This is a genomic window from Candidatus Methanomassiliicoccus intestinalis Issoire-Mx1 (assembly GCF_000404225.1).
Classification (GTDB): Archaea; Thermoplasmatota; Thermoplasmata; order Methanomassiliicoccales; family Methanomassiliicoccaceae; genus Methanomassiliicoccus_A; species Methanomassiliicoccus_A intestinalis.
This window is the reverse complement of record NC_021353.1, coordinates 896,130-914,420: the sequence shown is the minus strand read 5'-3', so window position 1 is coordinate 914,420 and position 18,291 is coordinate 896,130. Positions and strand designations below refer to the sequence as shown.

General features: G+C 41.4%; 14 protein-coding genes and 3 pseudogenes. 11 read left to right on the top strand and 6 right to left on the bottom strand.

Annotated features, from left to right (window positions below; genetic code table 11):
- Window positions 1-28 precede the first annotated feature (28 nt).
- From H729_RS04395 to H729_RS04385, 3 genes are read left to right on the top strand one after another with little or no spacing between them, the layout of a single operon-like run.
- Window positions 29-358 (top strand): DMT family transporter, encoded by a 330-nt coding sequence (locus tag H729_RS04395; protein WP_236608654.1) that lies wholly within the window; start codon window positions 29-31, stop codon window positions 356-358.
- Entirely contained in the window at window positions 359-730 is a 372-nt protein-coding gene (locus tag H729_RS04390; RefSeq protein ID WP_020448792.1) for a DMT family transporter, read from the top strand.
- A 59-nt stretch (window positions 731-789) separates the two neighbouring features.
- On the top strand, window positions 790-1,149 hold the full coding sequence (locus H729_RS04385) for a DMT family transporter (protein ID WP_020448791.1): 360 nt from the start codon (window positions 790-792) through the stop codon (window positions 1,147-1,149).
- Window positions 1,150-1,179: 30 nt separating this feature from the next.
- Here H729_RS04385 and H729_RS09445 read toward each other — a convergent pair whose 3' ends face one another.
- From H729_RS09445 to H729_RS04365, 3 genes are all read right to left on the bottom strand, one after another.
- Entirely contained in the window at window positions 1,180-1,776 is a 597-nt protein-coding gene (locus H729_RS09445; protein ID WP_020448790.1) for a DUF998 domain-containing protein, read from the bottom strand.
- A 119-nt stretch (window positions 1,777-1,895) separates the two neighbouring features.
- Window positions 1,896-3,992 carry an anaerobic ribonucleoside-triphosphate reductase gene (gene nrdD, locus H729_RS04375; protein WP_020448789.1) on the bottom strand — a complete coding sequence of 699 codons (2,097 nt, stop codon included), beginning with the start codon at window positions 3,990-3,992 and terminating at the stop codon, window positions 1,896-1,898.
- Between the two features lie 351 nt (window positions 3,993-4,343).
- On the bottom strand, window positions 4,344-5,528 hold the full coding sequence (locus H729_RS04365; RefSeq protein WP_236608653.1) for an FprA family A-type flavoprotein: 1,185 nt from the start codon (window positions 5,526-5,528) through the stop codon (window positions 4,344-4,346).
- Between the two features lie 265 nt (window positions 5,529-5,793).
- On the opposite strand from H729_RS04365, the gene H729_RS04360 reads away from it, so the two are divergent.
- The 7 genes and pseudogenes from H729_RS04360 to H729_RS04325 all read left to right on the top strand — a co-directional run bounded on the left by H729_RS04360 (window position 5,794) and on the right by H729_RS04325 (window position 13,381).
- On the top strand, window positions 5,794-6,438 hold the full coding sequence (locus H729_RS04360) for a cobalamin B12-binding domain-containing protein (RefSeq protein WP_020448787.1): 645 nt from the start codon (window positions 5,794-5,796) through the stop codon (window positions 6,436-6,438).
- A gap of 9 nt (window positions 6,439-6,447) precedes the next feature.
- A pseudogene (gene mtbB, locus H729_RS04355) lies at window positions 6,448-7,857 on the top strand ([dimethylamine--corrinoid protein] Co-methyltransferase).
- Between the two features lie 190 nt (window positions 7,858-8,047).
- A pseudogene (gene mttB / locus H729_RS04345) lies at window positions 8,048-9,538 on the top strand ([trimethylamine--corrinoid protein] Co-methyltransferase).
- Window positions 9,539-9,550: 12 nt separating this feature from the next.
- Window positions 9,551-10,201 (top strand): cobalamin B12-binding domain-containing protein, encoded by a 651-nt coding sequence (locus tag H729_RS04335; RefSeq protein WP_020448782.1) that lies wholly within the window; start codon window positions 9,551-9,553, stop codon window positions 10,199-10,201.
- A gap of 83 nt (window positions 10,202-10,284) precedes the next feature.
- The gene (locus H729_RS04330) at window positions 10,285-11,742 is read left to right on the top strand and encodes a DMT family transporter (RefSeq protein ID WP_020448781.1); all 1,458 of its coding nucleotides are present in this window, start codon (window positions 10,285-10,287) and stop codon (window positions 11,740-11,742) included.
- 14 nt (window positions 11,743-11,756) lie between these two features.
- The gene (locus H729_RS09960) at window positions 11,757-11,906 is read left to right on the top strand and encodes a hypothetical protein (protein WP_172618660.1); all 150 of its coding nucleotides are present in this window, start codon (window positions 11,757-11,759) and stop codon (window positions 11,904-11,906) included.
- 17 nt (window positions 11,907-11,923) lie between these two features.
- Window positions 11,924-13,381, top strand: a complete 1,458-nt coding sequence (locus H729_RS04325) for an APC family permease (protein WP_020448780.1) — start codon at window positions 11,924-11,926, stop codon at window positions 13,379-13,381.
- Window positions 13,382-13,487: 106 nt separating this feature from the next.
- On the opposite strand, the gene H729_RS04320 is transcribed toward H729_RS04325, so the two are convergent.
- The 3 genes and pseudogenes from H729_RS04320 to H729_RS04305 form a co-directional block, all read right to left on the bottom strand.
- The gene (locus tag H729_RS04320) at window positions 13,488-14,819 is read right to left on the bottom strand and encodes an ammonium transporter family protein (protein ID WP_020448779.1); all 1,332 of its coding nucleotides are present in this window, start codon (window positions 14,817-14,819) and stop codon (window positions 13,488-13,490) included.
- Window positions 14,820-14,896: 77 nt separating this feature from the next.
- Window positions 14,897-16,264: pseudogene (locus tag H729_RS09655) on the bottom strand (monomethylamine:corrinoid methyltransferase).
- A gap of 6 nt (window positions 16,265-16,270) precedes the next feature.
- Window positions 16,271-16,912 (bottom strand): cobalamin B12-binding domain-containing protein, encoded by a 642-nt coding sequence (locus tag H729_RS04305; RefSeq protein ID WP_020448778.1) that lies wholly within the window; start codon window positions 16,910-16,912, stop codon window positions 16,271-16,273.
- A gap of 541 nt (window positions 16,913-17,453) precedes the next feature.
- Between H729_RS04305 and pylSc the strand changes: the two genes are divergently transcribed.
- Window positions 17,454-18,281, top strand: a complete 828-nt coding sequence (pylSc, locus tag H729_RS04300; RefSeq protein ID WP_020448777.1) for a pyrrolysine--tRNA(Pyl) ligase large subunit — start codon at window positions 17,454-17,456, stop codon at window positions 18,279-18,281.
- The last annotated feature ends 10 nt before the right edge of the window (window positions 18,282-18,291 follow it).

Sequence of the window (18,291 nt, the reverse complement as noted above, 5' to 3'; positions counted from 1 at the left end):
TTTATATTGAGTGCTAATTTTTGGTAGGGTGGCTATACTCATATGGATACTCTTAATCATAGCTGGTCTGCTGGAACCATGTTGGGTTATAGCGTTAGAGAAATCTAATAAACTGAAGAATCTGAAATGGACGCTGGTGACTGCGGTCACAATGTTCGGCAGTTTATTCTTCCTGTCTCTGGTTATGAAAGAAATTCCTGTAGGCATGGCATATGCGATCTGGACAGGAATAGGCGCCATAGGAACATTAGTGGGCGGCATGATTCTTTACAAGGAACCCGTCACATATCTACGCATCATGTTCATATTGTTCATTGTCATCGGCATCGTCGGCATACATCTGACAGCGGGGCTTTAAATGTCAAATATTCCAAGCAAGAAACTTTCATGGGCATATCTGACGATCGGAGGAATCATGGAGACTGTCTGGGCAGTATCAATGAAATTCTCTGAAGGATTTACACATATACCCTACACCATTGTCACTGTTGCTTTCATCCTCATCAGTCTGGTGTTTCTATCTAAAGGAATGGACGGTGGGATTCCCGTTGGTACTGCTTACGCGGTCTGGGTTGGCATAGGTGCTGTCGGAGCCGTAATCGCCGGAATAGTGCTGCTCGGAGATCCTGTGAACGTTGTTCAGGTCTTATTTATAATGCTGATCATCGCGGGTATCGTTGGTCTTGAACTTACAAGCGGCAAAAAGGATGAATCTTCAACTGAGAAGTAAGTTCACGTATGCAGAATTAAATCCAAAGTAATATTAATCTAAGAATAGATACACTGTTAATGAAACGCATCACGCCGGGTAGAGAGATCTCTGCAATGAGCTTTATAGTTGCAGCATTGATGGTCATATTTGGCATATTCTTCTTGAGCTCCATACCTTCAGGTGGCGGTTTATTTGGCATAATATTCATACTTGCTGGAATATTTCTTGTAATCTGGCACCTCAATAATGCTGTTGGAAGTAAACGTTTCTCACTGTATGATATTACAGACAGCAAAGATGAGGTTAGGAATAAATATCCATTCGACAACGATGGCGGATTCAGCACATCATCCCAAAAGACATACTGTCCATGGTGCGGAGAAACTTTAGATAACTCGCAATATGTGTTCTGTCCAAAATGCGGCAAACGCATGTAAATGCAATATCAAAAGACATCAATGTGAAATCTATGTCGGGACTTTGCTTTCAAAGCCCTCTTTTTTCATCTCCAGTATAGAAATTAGACAATTCAGAGCAATCCAGATCATGATAAGTATAACAGCAGATGCTTCCAGAAATGGAAATGTTTGAGTAAGAGCAATGACAACTATTAATAGAATCAAGACTGCCGTCACCACAGCAGACAATGTATTTTTATAAATGACATACAAAATTAACCGGATCAAAGCAGAAATGGATATAGAAATGAATAACGAATATGCACATAAGTTATGGGGCCACCCCACATCCTCTGTAAATATTCCAACACCTATCAGGAACATTCCTGCTAATGCAATAAGTACGTAACTTATTCGATCTAAAGTTGATCCGCTGAAGTATGCAGCCAATATTCCATAGATGTAAATGAGTATTCCAGCAGACATGCATCCATAATTGAAAAAATAATGAGCATTTGTATCTGATACTCCAAGATCGCTAATCATATTCACACCAAATATCCATGAAGAATCAGAGACAACTGCACAAATCCAGCATATTGAAAACACTGCTATTCCAGTAAGACCAACTGCTGCCGCCGTTCTAATATTTGATAGTGGCTGCACGATCTTTAATTCACAATGTCCATTATTTTATTTTCTATAGTTGTGACGTTACCAAGACACTGATATGCTGACGATCATCATTAAAAAAATAATTAGAAGAGGTTTGACAGGGTGTTTATTTACCCAATCGTATTGCGTGTCCTGTCATTAAGCTCTCCAATCTTTCCCTTATTCCAGCCTCTTGTTTTAGAGAAGAAACCAGTAACACGAGTCATCCCTTCAATATCCGGTGATCCGCATGCGGGACATGATGGTTTCAGGCCGCGGACAGTTTTTCCACAGCTGAGACAGGAAGTGAACTCCGGGCTGAACGCTATCTGAGCATTCTGCGTATTTTGGAATGTTTTAACGACAAATGAAGCAATACTCTCAGCCGGAGGTTTTGATTCTCCCAACCAAACATGCGTGAGAGCTCCTGCATCAATGAGGGGATGGAATCTTCCTTCCTGTTTCACCCTGTCGATGGCAGAAATCTTAGCCCCTACGTTCATATAAGTCGAGTTGGTGTAGTAGACCTCTCCCTTAGATTTGTTTCCTCTAACAACTGTGGGAGACTGCAGTGGATAATATTTCATATCCAGCTTTGCAAAGCGGTATGCTGTTGATTCTGCCGGCGTCTGCTCAAGGGGCATTTTGAGACCGTATTCTGCTCCGATCCTCTCCGCTTCTTTCTTCATGTGCGCTATGACTTTAAGGCCAAACATGGTAGCATCTTTAGACTGATGCATCTCTTCCCCGGTATGATACTGCACCATTTCATTAAGCCCTACCATTCCTACTAAAAATGAAGATTTATGAATGCGGTAGTACGATTCTCCATCCAGGTTCATAGTGAGAAGCGACAGCGGACCATTTTTTCCCATGTTGAACAACTGAGTAATGAATTCCCTTTTCTGGATGTGCGCTTTAGCCACCATTTCCAGACGTTCTGTTAGTATTTCAAGTAGTCTGGAATCGTTCTGGTTTGCTTCATAAGCCGCACGCGGCAGGTTAATTGTAACATTCTGCATTGCAGAGTACCTCATTTTCCAAGGCGTCTTTGCATCATCCAGATCGTTCTGCTCCAGTTTGAATGATAATCTGCAGCATTCTGAGATCTTAGCTGTGTTTCCCCTGTCAAATACAAAATACGTATTTCCTTTTTCAGATGCAACCCTGGAAATCTTTTCCAAAAACTCTTCATGACCATCAGTCTTAAAGAATTTTTCAGTCATGTGAACTTCTGGTTTCGGGAAGAAAAACGGTCTGCCCATCGCATCTCCATTCATGTACACATCAAAGAGAGCATTCACAAATCTCTGGGAATCTTCAATGTAATCCTCGTAATTCAAGCCTGTAAACTTCCCGCCAGGTCCAATTGCAGGAACACCAACAAAATGATCTGGAACTTCCCAATAAAGGTTAAGATCTGAAAAGATAGACTGTCCACCTCTGGCTACGGCCTGCTGTGCAAATTCATATACTAAGATCTGTGCCAGCTGCCTCATGCGGTCGTCATCAACATCGCCGAGATAGGGAGCTAAAAATAGATTAAATGCGTCCCAGCCGATAGCTCCAGAAAAGTGTCCTTGGAGAGCTGCTGAGAATTTAACAATCTGCTCTATAAGAACCTCTGGGTGTTTAGCGGGTTTTGCAATAGATAGTGCATTTGGCAGATTCAATCCGAATTTTTTTACGTATTCGATTGACTGCCCAGAACAATATGGCCGATCAACCATTCCAAGATCATGAAGGTGAATATCACCTTTCATATGGGCATCAGCAAGATCTTGTGTAAATACTTCCAGAAGAGCAAATTCCTTTTTAATATTCTCAGCAAGAGTCAGATTTGTAGCTTCAGGACCATGTGGAACATTGGCATTTTCTTTATTCGGGCACATGATTATCTGTCTTGCATCATAGAGAGGAACTCCCAGCCGAGTGTGTTGTTTACGTACAGATGATAAACCATATTCCACAAGCTTGGCATTTGTAAGTTCTCTTATCAGAGGTGCCGTTATAACCTCGATATTAAGTTCCCCGATCATTTTCTCCACTTCGCGGGATACGATCATTGCGGCATCTTCACTGATTGTCGTTTCTCTCATTAGAGCATCATAAATTCTAGATTTGTCCCATGCTTTGAGCTCTTCATCCGATGTTCTTACGAATAGAGTTAGTTCGGTAGATTCCTTACTATCTGAATAATTAACTCTGGTTTGTCCTGCAGCTTTCATAAATTTGCCCTCTTAGTAGTGAAACAGCCGCGTTCTCCAAACATGTGAAAGACTATGAAGTCCCTAATTATATAATGCGCAGGCAGGCTCACCTTGTGAAATTGGAAATGAGGCTTAGCTATATAAGAGAGTATTAAAACAAATTTGGCTAACTCAAAAACGATCATAGGTAACCATAATTTTGTATTTATTATCATATTGATTACATGATTGATTACTTAATATGGTAAAGTATATCGTATATCACATCTGGGTATGTGGATAACGGAAAAAATATAATCCGACAAAATACGGAGTAGGCGGAATAAAGACGGATAGAACTGAGCCGAGAGCGAGCTCAGTTCTGCTCGATTAGGGTTCAGATTTTATCTTTAAAGCAATCTCTTTACCGAAGTCGAAGCATCTTTGTTTTGCAGAAGAGTCTGGTATATATTGAACTTCTAGAGGCTCAAAAAACATATTTAGCCCTCCATCCTTCATAATATTTTGCAGGTCCTTAACTGCTCCTCCAGCCCATCCAAATGATCCAAATGCTGCACCAATTCGTCCTTTCGGTCTCAATCCTTTCATGTATACTGCCATATCAGCTACAGTCGGGAACATATTGTTATTAAGAGTCGGGGTACCCATGATAACTGCTCTGGAGGTCAAAATACGAGCCATTGCTTCACTGCGATCCGTCTCAGAGAGCTTTATAATCTCTACATCTACACCCTCTGATGCGATTCCTTCAGCAATCTCTTTTGCCATAATTCCAGTACTTCCCCACATGCTGTCATAGACAATAAGTGCCTTTTGAGGAGTATTGTTAGATGCCCATTGAGAATAAAGCGAAATAATCTTGTCAAGATCTGTTCTCCAAATTACTCCATGTGAGGTTGCTAAGATTTTAATGTCAAGATCTTTTGCTTTTTCAAGTGTCTTTATAACCCTGGCACTGAAGGGGGTTATAATATTTGCATAATATTTTTGAGCTTCTTGATATAATATATCCTGATCAGCTTCATCATCAAATCTTTTAGAAACAGCATAGTGCTGACCAAACGCATCCATGCTGAATAAAAGCCCATCTTCAGGGATGTATGTAAACATGGAATCCGGCCAATGAAGCATAGGAGTGTCAATGAATTTAAGAGTTTTAGAACCGCACTTTATTTCCTGTCCGTCCTTGACTTCTTCAGTTTTCAAATCAGGAAAATGCATTTTTAGACCTTCAACACCTTTTTTAGATGCTAAAACGGTCGCCCCTGTAATCGACTGCAACTCAAGAAGGCAACCCGAATGATCCATTTCTGTGTGGTTTGATACTATGATATCAATATCTTTTGGATCAATAATGCTACTGATGCGTTCTAGCAATTCATTAAGAAACGGTTTTTTTACAGTATCCACCAAGATGTTCTTATCTCCAGTAATTAGATACGCATTATATGTAGTCCCTCTGGGAGTGCAGTAACCATGGAAACTTCTTACATCCCAATCAATTGCCCCTACCCAGTAGATCCCGTCTATTATCTTTTCACCATTCATGATCATGCCTGAATTTGTGATGTTGATCCAAACTATATATGTTTAATCTCAGTTAAGGTTACAGGCATACTGTGAGAATATTTTTTATTAAATTCTCGTTGGATCATCAGTTGATATGTGCAATTTTTGTATTATTTTAAAAAATAATTACTAACATTATAAATTATTACAATTTTTGTTGCAATGATGGATAATTCATAGTTATCTGCTCATCTACAAACCCTTTCTTTTTATTTTTTTATTAAATCAAACTATTTATTGAGGTGAACTAATGGGCGAATTCGAAACTGAAACAAAAGAATTGTTTGATGCGATGGTAGCATACAATAAGTCCAACCTCCTGGCAACAGTAGATAAAGCCAGAAAGGCGGGAATGGATCCATTGGAAATTATTGGAGTCCTAGGTACTGGAATGACCGAAGTTGGTGTCCGTTTTGAAAGAGGTAAACTGTTCTTACCACATGTTTTGAGTGCGGCTGATGCAATGACCGCTGCTGTCAAAGTTCTGGAAGCGGATCTTCCTGTAGAATCAGCTAGCAGTAAGATTGCAAGTGTTGTTATGGGTACCGTAGAAGGAGATGTTCATGATATTGGAAAATCAATCGTATCTACGCTTCTCCAGTGTGCGGGTTTTGATGTACATGACTTAGGTAGAGATGTACCAACTTCAAAGTTTATTAATGAGATTAAAAACGGCTGCACAATGCTTGGAATGTCTGCATTGATGACCACATCCATGGTAGTTCAGAGAGAAGCTATTGAAAAATTGAAGGAAGAAGGACTACGCGATGGCGTCAAAGTCATGGTAGGAGGAGCTCCAGCCACTCAAGCATGGGCCGATAAGATTGGAGCAGACGGATATGGCGAGAATGCAAATGACGCTGTTCAGGTTGCATTATCTCTTGTAAAAAAGTGAGGTGAAATTATGGCAGAATACCCAATTAGAAGGGGAGATGGTAAAAGGCTATACCTCAGTCGCCAGCAAATTTTAGACGACATTAATGAGGGAATAGCTGATGCCGCAGATATTGCATCAGTACCAAACTTAACCTCGGATGATATAGATTTCTTATTGGAAATTCTAATCGATTCGAACAGGACTGTTGGTGTTGAAGTTGGTAAGGAAGTTGTCCTTACATATGATATTGGACAAATAGACCTTGAAGGCGATACTGGTAACAGTGGTCTAGGCATACCGATAAGCAGACTGACTGGTGCATTAACCCATGAAAGAGCAATGGGTGCTGACACATTTGAATTAGCACATGCAGATTACAGTATAAAACCAGTCAAACCAATTATTGCTAATGAAATGCAGGCTATGGAAACTGCGCAGAACAATTTAGTAATCCCATATTTCTATGGTGCTATGCCAAACATGGGATTGTACTACAGTCCTGATGGGCCATATGGAAACCCTGCCGATCTTATGAGAGAATTTAAAATTCAGGAAGCAAGGGAATCATGTGAAGCCGCTGTAGACCATCTAGCTAGAGATATTCATTTTGTGTCAACAAAGATCATGTCTGCTGGTGCAGATGGATTTGATTTTGATACAACTGCATCTGCAGGTGATGGGGACTTCGTAGCAACTCTCAGGGGAGTTGAAATGCTGAGAAAGGAGTGTCCTCAAGCATACATTAATTTAGGAATGTCCGGGGAACTCGTTTTAGGTATTCACGGAGAGTTAGAATATGATGGTCAGATCGTTGCTGGTCTCTGTCCACATCAACAAGTAAAGCTTGCTGCAAAAGCTGGAGCCAGTGTATTTGGACCAGTTGTTAATACAAACACTGGAAAAAGCTTAGCGTGGAATCTAGCCCGCGCTCTTACATTCATAAAAGAATGCGTCAAAGTGTCACCGATACCCTGCCATGCAAACATGGGTATGGGTGTTGGAGGAATACCAATGACTGAGACACCTTCTCTTGATGCAATGACTCGCTGTAGTAAGGCCATGGTCGAGATTGCTGGCGTCGACGGTATATAGGTTGGGGTCGGCGACCCCGCCGGCATGGCTCTTCCACACTATGTTAGCTCTGGTATGGGGGGCATTAGGACCGCAGGCGACCTTGTCGCCAGGATGGAATATTCCAAAAGCATGAAAATTTCCGAAGCGAAAGAATACGTAGCTAAGAAATTAGGAGTTTCTTCAATAGATCTCGCTGATGAATATGTCATGAAAGATCTGAGAGAAGAACTTGGTCTCGGTGTAGTCACAGCAATCCCAGGAGTTCCAAAGGGAATAGCTGCCAAGATGAATATCGAGAGGCTCCTTGATACAAAGATCAACTGCTGCGAACACTTCCGCAACATGGGGAAACTTAAAGCTTAAATCTGAACAATGCCAGACGTCTGGATGGATCATATCATTACATCTGAAAATGATTACATGATTCCTCCTGGTCCATCTAGATTTTTCTGGCGCCAGTTTAGATATTTAAGACTAATTTGGAATATATCAACCAAGCTGATTAGATAATGATAAACAATAATTGGTAAGAAAAAAGAAAAGAGGTGAATATATGAGTAAGCACTACTACCCAGGAAAAAACATCCTGGAAGGCGTGAAACTAGATCTCTATACTGAAGACAGTCTAAGATCTATCGATTACGCCACGATGGAAGTTTTGCAAAACCCAGGTATTCAGGTATCTGATGACGAGGCTTTGCAGATCTTTAAAAATGCAGGATGTGAAGTAAACGAAAAGACAAGAATGGTAAAGATACCCGAACACATTGTTAGAAGGGCTTTATCTACTGCTCCATCTAGATTTGAATTATATGGAAGAGAAAAGAAGAACAAGCTTGTTCAGGAACACAAAGGAAAAGTTCACTGGACCTGCTTTGGAACTGGTATTCAGGTATGTAACTATAAAGGTCCTGGCCAATACGAGACTGTTGATTCCACAGATAAAGACCTTGCAACTGTTGCAAAGTTAGTGGATTGGGCAGACAATGTAGATTATTTTTCACTGGCTGTTTCTGCTCGTGATTGGGCTGGAAAAGGAAAAGAAGACGTACATGAGATGTACACTTCTGTAACAAATACAACTAAACACTTCCATCATATTGATCCTGTTGGAGAGAATGTAGAATACTACTTCGAATTAGCTAAGGCAATATATGGCGGAAATGAAGAAGAAGCAAGAAAGAAGCCATTAATGTCTATGCTGGTTTGTCCAACAAGCCCGTTAGAATTAAGCAGCAATGCCTGTCAAGTAATTATCAAGGGCGCTCGCCTGGGAATTCCGACAAACGTCCTGAGTATGGCAATGTCAGGTGGATCTGCTCCAATTTACCTAGCAGGAACACTAGTTACACACAATGCAGAAGTTCTAGCTGGAATCGTATTATCTCAGTTAGCTGTTCCTGGAGCAAAAGTATGGTATGGTAGCTCTACTACAACCTTCGATATAAAGAGAGGAACCGCACCTGTTGGTTCTCCAGAATTAGGCATGATCAGCGCATCTGTCGCCAAGTTGGGTCAATACTACGGATTGCCAACTTTTGTGGCCGGCATATAGGCTGACGCCAAGGTACCTGATGTACAAGCAGGGCACGAGAAGACAATCACCACAATTCTTCCCGCTCTGTCTGGTGCTAACACCATTTATGGTGCAGGTATGTTGGAACTTGGCATGACATTTTCAATGGAACAGTTAGTGATCGACAACGATATCATCTCAATGGTCAAGAAAGTGATGCAGGGAATTCCTGTAAATGAAGAGACCCTTGCCGTTGAAGCTATCCAGAAAGTCGGTGTTGGAAATAATTTCCTAAGTCACAAAACAACAATGGCAAACATAGATTTACCATCTGATCCTCAGATTATCAACAGAGATATGTTGGGAGACTGGGTAAATGCTGGACGTAAGAGTCTGGATGTTGTAGCTCATGAAAAAGTTTTACAAATACTGGCTGACCATGTTGTATCTCCGATCGATGCTGACATACTCAAAGATATGAACGCTATCGTCGAAAAAGGAGACAAGGCATTCAGAGGCCAATTATAAGGAGGATACTAAATGTCTAATGAAGAAATAATAGAAAAGGCCAGAAATGCAGTCCTTGAATATGATGCAGACTCCGCAGTTGAAGCTGCTGAGGAAGCAATCAAAGCGGGAATGAATCCTGTAGATGTTATCGCTAACGGTTTCACAAAAGCAATGAATGAGATCGCAGCAAAATATGAAGCAAAACAGCTATTCCTTCCTCATGTCGTGGCTGCATCTGATGCAATGACTGCAGGTATCGATGTTCTGAATCCATACCTTGAAAAGATGGGCGTTTCAGAAGGTTCTGGCCTAGGCACAATTGTGATCGGAACTATTGAAGGAGACATTCATTCGATTGGAAAAGACATTGTGGCAATTATGCTTAAGATAGCTGGGTATAACGTTGTCAACTTAGGACGTGACGTTCCAGTTAAAGACTTTATTGAGGAAGCTAAAAAGCATAATGCAGATGTGATCGGATCTTCAGCTTTGATGACAAGCACCATGGTTAACCAGATTAGAATCGAAGAGCTGCTAAAAGAAGACAGCGTTCGTGACAAATTTAAGACCATGGTTGGTGGAGCACCTGTTACCCAAGATTGGGCAGATAAGATTGGTGCCGACATTTATGCTGAAAATGCATCAGACAGTGTCAACAAACTAAAAGCAGCGTTGAACTAAGACTCTTTCCAGTCCTGGCTATGTAAAAATAGCTAGGACTTATTTATTTTTTAAACTTAAAAAAATAACATGGGGGAGATCATATGATAGATGTAGATTTGAAAGAGGATTCCAGTCCGGAGTCACCAGTACAACAAGACTTGGAAGACGCACGTCGGTTGGAGCATAAAAAAAGAGTACGCTTCGGATATATGATGGCTTTGTTTTGTGCGATTTTCTGGGGATTGTGGTATGTTCCAGGAGAAGCGATCTGGCTTATTAATCCTTTTGATCAAATGACTGCAGCAATTTCTGCTACAGATGGGGATGCTCTAGCGACTGTGATTGGTGCAGTAGTTATTACAGGACTTAATGCTATTTTCGTAATTATTGCATTATTGGTGTGGAACGGCGCTCTTGGAAAGTTGCGTGAGATGGGGAGAACGGTTAGACAGATGCGCCATTGTACAAAATGGTTCTTTTTGGCATCGATTTTTGGCGGACCGCTGGCAGTTTTAGGATCGTTTTTGGCAATGGGTTTTGTCGGCGCTGCATTTGCGGCAGTAGCAGGATTAATGTATCCTGTTGTAGGTTCAATCCTTGCTCATTTTACTGGACAAAAAGTTTCTAAAAGAGCATTATTGGGAATTCTTGCCATTGTAATTGGTGGAATTACAGTATATGCAGGTGGCCTTATTGAGGATTTAGCCAACGGTGGTGGATCCATTTGGGGATACGTTGGAGGAATAATGGCTGCCATTGGTTGGGGAACTGAAGGTATTATTGCAAGCAAAGGTCTGGATGTAGCAGAACCTGATATCGGTATTACTCTTAGATTCGTTGGTGAAGGAATTATCTGGTGGGTCATTGCGATTCCGATATTAGCACTGCTTGGCTATCCTGTATTAACTTATGTAGTACAGATTTTAGACCCTCTTACCATCGGTGTCCTGATTATGCTTGGTATAACTTTTGGTTGCTGCTATGTAACTTGGTATAAATCGTTTACTTTAATTGGTGTTAACAGAGGACAGGGAGTAGGAAATCTATACGGAATCTGTGCAGTTATCTTCCTATTTGTATTCATGGGCAGAGTTCCCGACTGGACAATCATTCTTGGAGGAATTCTCTGTATTGTCGGCAGCTTAGTGATGTTTACTGAAGGAAGCATTGGTCTAGAGACTTTAAAAACTGATGAATTCATCAGCAAGGAAGCAGCACCAGCTAAAAAAACATCATCAAATACCAAAAAAACCAATGCAAATGGAACTGCTTCCAAAGTTAAATTGAGACCTATTAAATTCAGAATTCTTGAATTGTATTCTGATGGTGAAGAGCATTGGAATTCTGAGGTCGTGAAAGTTATCCAGTCCGAATATGGAATGGGTAGTGGATATGGTCGGGATTTGATTAATTTCGATATTATTGAACTTGCTGCAGGCGGCCTGCTTAAAGAACTTGCAGTCGCACAAGATGATGGCACATACAAAGCGGGAGCATTGCTGCACAAGTACAAAATTACTGAATTTGGCAAGAATCAGCCATGCTTAGCGAGTATCTAATGGAGGTGTAAAACATGCAAACTGAAGTTGCACAGGCGGCATATGACGCATGCTTCAATGCGGGATTATTCTCAAACTATTCTGAGATTGCCTTCATTGTATTCATGCTTGCGGTCACTGTAGCCGGAATCTGGCAAGCCAGAACAATGGTAAAGAATTTCTGATATTTGGAGGCTTCTAAATGTCTGAATGTGAGAATGAGTCTACCTTGCGCCGTACGATAAACTGGAAACAAGGATTGTTGATAGCCTTAGGTGTACCTATCTTGATCTTGCCTTCCATTGGTTATTCAGCAAGTTATCTCTGGGCATTTTCTATTGCGCTCTGGGGGATGTCAGTCATTCAAGGATTTCTGCAGAACACTGCATTCGCAGAGATGGTAACAGCTTATCCCAATGCATCTGGATTAGCAGGATGTGCACAAGAAGTATTCACCGATCGGAATAGTAAATCAAGATATGATAAGGGCAAATTCATAGGTGGATTTTGCGCATGGAGTTACTGGTTTGCATGGACTCCAGTGGTTGCAATTTTCACAATGACTATCGGAACATATCTGCAAGGGTTTGTACCAGCTTTAAGCGATGTGAATTCTTTAGCACTCAATCTGATAATTGGTGTGATGATTATTGCAGTCATGATTGTAATTGGAGCCCGCGGTTTATCAGGTGGAGCGGCAATTGGGCTTATTTTAGCACTTATTACCTTAGTTCCATTAGTCATCATATTAGTTGCTCCATTCATCACTGGTGATTTCCACATGAGCAATGTTACTTCTTCATGGTTCCCATCAGGCTGGAGCTGGAATGGTCTAGATCTCGCGGTCTTCTTTGGATTAATGGGTTTAGCACAATGGAGTGCTTGCGCATGGGAAACTGCTGCAGTATATGGTCCAGAATATAAAAACCCCAGTTCAGATGTTCCTAAAGCGCTTTTCTCCTGTGGAATTATATGTTTATTCCTATATCTCTTAACCCAGACATCAGTCATTGGTACATTAGGTGTAGACGGTGTGCTCAACGCACAACTAGATCCGCTATATCCTCTAGCATTGATGACCTTTGGTGATATCGGATCAACAATACTTTTGATCTTGCTGATCGGGGCAATGATACTAATCATTCAAACTGGTTTCTTAGGTGGATCGAGAACTTTATATTCAATGGCACTCGAAGGAAACCTTCCAAAAGCATTTGTAAAAACCAACAAGAAAGGGATGCCCGTCAGAGCTATGATTGCAGTAAGTATCTTCAATCTATTCTTGATCTTAATTGGAAATCCAGTAGCAGTGCTGGCAGCATCATCAATCGGTTATGCCATTGCAGTTTCTATCGCTCTAATGGCTTATGTCAAATCCAAGAGAGATCCGGAACTTAAAAAGCTGGAAAGGCCATTCAAAGCACCACGGGGCTGGACATACTTAGCTGCAGTGATGGTTTTTTACGAATTGGTGCTCTTGGTCCCATGTCTAGTTTATCTCAATTCACTGGACTATGGTTCGATCTCGACTATTGTTGGTGCAGTCGTATTGCTAGCATTCATTCCAATATGGATATTTACGCAGAATATGAATAGAAAAGATGTGAATCTGGAGGCTAAAAAGCCAAAAGAAGATGAGGAGGTGAAAGAAGTATCCTAAGATGCATACTTACTCAATAATTCTGCCATGCAGAATTAAACTCATTATATTTTTTTAATAAAAATAAAAAGAAAGGGTTTGGGAGGACATCATTACTTGGTTATATTCAAGCGGTTCCAGGCCCAGGCGCATCAGTATTTGTAGGATCCTCATCCAATTTTGTTTGTATGTAAGTTTGACTTGGATCTTCTGTCTTTATGAAATCTGCATCATCAGAGAAGAGCATTTCATCAGTCATCTTTCCTCTTGTGAAACGCACAATTAATCCAACTACTGCACCGAGTACAAGTACAAGCGCTGCTACGCATACGGCAGCAACGGCATTTACAAGCTCTCCAGTTATAACAACTACTGATAAAGCACCTATCCATCCACCTACTCCGTGAAGGTTATGGACGCCCATAACATCCACAGCACCCATCTTCTTACAAAGCCATGGCTGTAAGTAAACGAATGCAAGAGCTGACACTGCACCTGCAACTAGACCTATTACCAATGCACCCCACTGATCTACTAAAAGCAGCGGAGAACCAATGGCTACTGGACCAGCAAGCATGGCGTATGTATATATCAACGGATTGACCTTCTTTTGAGTTATCTCCAGTATGATATATGTTGTAATTATGGATCCTATTCCAGACATATAGCATGTGACAAGCCCCCATGTGACCTGATCCGCAGGAAGCAGAGATGTCACGAATGATGGCCATAGTATGAATAGAAGCATACTTGCTAACCATACAAAAGTCACACTATGTGTAGTTGTATACATAGGTTCTTTGAATGCTCTTTTCTCGCGCAATGCTAAAAGAACTCCTAAACCGAAGTATGCAGCACACATATGCACCATTATTGATCCGCCTGGATCTGTAACAGTTCCAATGCCTAGGTCATTCAGATACGGGGCGGCAGTTAAGAACCATTCTACAAGCGAGTATATCGGAGCAAATAATACACCAACTAGCAAATATTGCCACATCTTTATGGTTCCTAAGAATACACCGATTCCTATCACTACCGTTATTGAGCAGATTACACCACGAATCATCAATGACTGATCCCATATATCAGCGCCAAAATAGAACTGCTGGATAGCCATATATGATAAAAAGCTACCTGCTGTAACAAGTAATGTAGCTAAAGCCACACCCCATTCGAACTTCCTAATAAATATCATCAAAAAGGCAACTAGCATAAGCATGAACCATATGTCCATGTTCTTGGAGTAACGGCTCATCTCATCATCTGTGAATGACTGGTCAGAAGATCCAGGTTCGTCAGACGGCGTAAGCATTTCTTCTCCAGACGATAATGCTATGTCCTGATTTGCAGCTATATCTTCTTGGGAGCTGTTTGTCGGTACCAAAGTGATACATAATAACGCCAAACAGGCTACGACAAGGATAGCTGCTGCTAATTTCTTTCTACCCGCATCCATCTAAATCTCTCCTTTTAATATAAAAAAATAAAAAAAATGGGTTTGGGAATGCAATGTAAGATAACTATGAATTATCCTTACATCGGAAGTCCAAGGTCCCTGAGTTTTGCTACGGCACCGTTGTAGATTTGTACATACTCATCAGTTGGTATGACATTCTTGACGTCGTAACATTCCTGGAAGCGCTTTCCTGCAGGAGCTTTTGTGTAGTTCTGCTCATATTCGCTTACCAGTTTCTCGAGGATCTCGTTAACTTCAGAGACTTTCATTCCGCATGTTGCCATTGAGGCTTCTCCCATGATCCTTGCTTCCATACCAGTGGTCTTGTCCTGGACAACACCCTTGGCAGCAGCAGAACCAGACAGAAGTTCACGTCCGCTTGCGGTATCAGACATTGCCTGAGCTGCAGTCTCAAGAAGACACATCTCTGTGCAAGGTCCAGCGATTGTATAATACTGGTTTGCAAGTAACAGATCTGTGTTTGCATCTATGGCTGCTGCAGCATGGGCAGCTACCTGTAAAGTCTCTCTTGATGTTGTGATACCCCACCTGATGTGGATTGGACCATCTAAGTGGAAGTTTCCTCCAAAGAGTGTGAAAGATGCAAGGGTTGTAGCAATATCACAAATTGCTGTTTCTTCAATTCCACCACAATATCCACCGAAGATAGGCATCTGTTCGATCATAATGGTGTTGCCCTGAGCCTGCCATCCAGCAAGCATGTTGAGTCCTGCCATATCTATCTTCAGTTCGTTCAGCTGTGAGCACTCGTGGCTTTCGCATGGCCTCATGGCGTAATCTCCGGCGAGACGTCCCGCTGCGGACAGCGGTGTCTCAGGGCCCTATATAGCCATGTATGGACGGTTAGCCCTGACTCTAGCTTCCTTTACCGCCCTCAGTTCAGCCAATGTGGCTTTGATTTCCCAAGGTGTGTTTGTTGTTGCAGGGTGTCCTTCTATTGTAGCCATTACACCGTTTACAAGTGTATCGACTGTAGCCTCCTGAGCGTAGCTTTGCATTACTTGGATAAATACTTCCTCAGAAACAGGAGCACCTGTTGGTCCACCCTGAATGATTGGCTTTGTAGAAGAGTTTCCCTTCCTTGGTTCAAAGCGAGCAGCGTCACGATATTCTCCCAGAACTAATTTTTTAGGAGTCTTTTTGATGCCTTCTTTAATTTCTTCTTCGGTTACATACAACACTCTACCCATATCAGCGTTGTAAAATCCGCTGGTAACGAGCATTTCCATACCTGCTTGGAATAACCTGTTTTTAAGGTCTTTGTCTTCAGGTATGATTTCCTTACCGAATTTAATGTTGTATTTTTCTTTCATTGCGGTTGCATTTGTTGGAATTGTGACGTAATCCCAATCACTTTCCGCGACTTTTTGTCCTTTCAAAAATCTCTCATATGTATCATATATTGAGATTGGTCTGGCTGCCATTTACTTTCACCCCTTGATTAATTTAGTGACCAGTTCTACTGCTTCTGCTCCAGATGGGCAATACATATCTCCACCGATACTCTCAACCCACTCTGCACTAGCTGGAGCTCCACCGAAAATGGTCTTTACGCTCACATTTTCTTCTTTGACCAGGTCAACAATGTCCTTTTGAACCACTACTGTGGTTGTCATTAATGCAGATGCACCAACAACATCGGCCTTGTTTTCCTTTACAGCCTCTAGGAACTTTTCAGGTGCTACATCTCTTCCAATATCTACTACATTGAATCCAGCACCTTTCAGCATGGCTGCTACTACATTCTTTCCGATTTCGTGAATGTCACCTAGCACTGTAGCTAAAACTACGGTACCACGTGAGCTTGTAGATCCCTTTACCATTACAGGTTCGAAAACTTCTAATGCCTTTTCCATAGCTTTAGAAGCTGCTAAAACCTGTGGGAGGAAGATCTTTGCTTCATCGAAAAGTTTGCTGATTGTTTCCATGCCTTTTCCTAGACCGTTTTCCACTGCATCACCAGGGTCTATTCCGGCATCCAAAGCTTCTTTTGCTGCTGATTCAGCAAGCTTGACGTCCCAAGTCTCAATTGATTTTTTGAGACTTGCCATTATTTCTTCTTTGCTGCTCATCTAGACACTTCCATTGTTCTAGTATAAAACGTTTATATGTTCATTTATGTTCTAGTATTTAAAATGATAAGTTCGACTAGAAACATTTAAATAGTATTAAATGAGAGTTTATATAGGTTAACAGTTACATTTAAATATAAGTTATTGACCCACATAGGTTTTAAGGGAAATCTTTAAATAATATGCAAAAGTTTCAGATTCTGTGTGAGGAAATGAACTCGTCAACTATGCGATTCAAAAACGTATCTCAGTTTGGAAATAACTCTAAATTTGAGATGGCTTCTCACTCCTCTTATATACACCCTATACAAGATGAGCATCATTTCCTCATGAGAAGTCCTGTTGTTCAATCATATCCCCCTACGATTGAATACAGGGGAGTGAACCGCCCTGAGATTCTGCGCCTCAGGGCGTCACTTAACCGCAATGTGGAGTGTTGGTCCGGGACCACCAGGCCTCTACAGCCACGGCAGCCGGGTTCAACTCCCGGGCACTTCGCCATCAATTTTAATGATATAGTTCTAACGGAGGCCTCTTAAACATGCCGGTTGAATGGACAGCTTCTCAAAAACAGAGGCTAAAAGAATTAGGAATACCTGCCGAAGCAGATAGAATATTTAACGATACAAAGGAAAGGGAAGAAGTGTTTAAGGATATCACTTCTGAACATCTGTCTAAAGTAAGAAAGGATATCAAGCATATGCTGGATTATCCAGAAAGACATCAACTGTCGCAGATTGAATCTATCCTTGCTCAGGCTTTAGTTGATAATGGTTTCATTGAAGTAAAAACTCCCAGTATAATTTCCCGCAGCGCATTGGAGAAAATGGGTATTGATAGATCCCATCCGCTGCATGAACAAGTATTTTGGTTAGATGAGAAACGTTGTCTCCGGCCTATGCTAGCGCCTAATCTCTATTTCATGATGAGGCACATGTACAGATACAGTAAAGGCCCGCTTAGGCTCTTTGAAATCGGATCGTGTTTTAGAAAAGAATCAAAGGGATCCAACCACTTAGAAGAATTTACGATGCTGAACCTTGTAGAGATGGCACCAGATAATGATCCGGCCGACCAGCTTTTGGTGCATATTAAAACAATAATGGATGCTCTTGGACTGGAATACAGCCTTGTAGAGTGTGAATCAGATGTCTATGTTAAAACCCTTGATGTAGAGATAGATGGAGTGGAAGTAGCATCTGGTGCTGTAGGACCGCATAAATTAGACCCGGCCCATGGAATAACTCAGTCTTGGGCAGGAGTAGGATTTGGATTAGAGCGCCTTTCCATGATGAAGTATGGAATGGATAACATCAAAAAGTCTGGCCGCAGCCTAATCTACCTCAGAGGAGTCAGACTAGATATATAGGAGGCAGTGC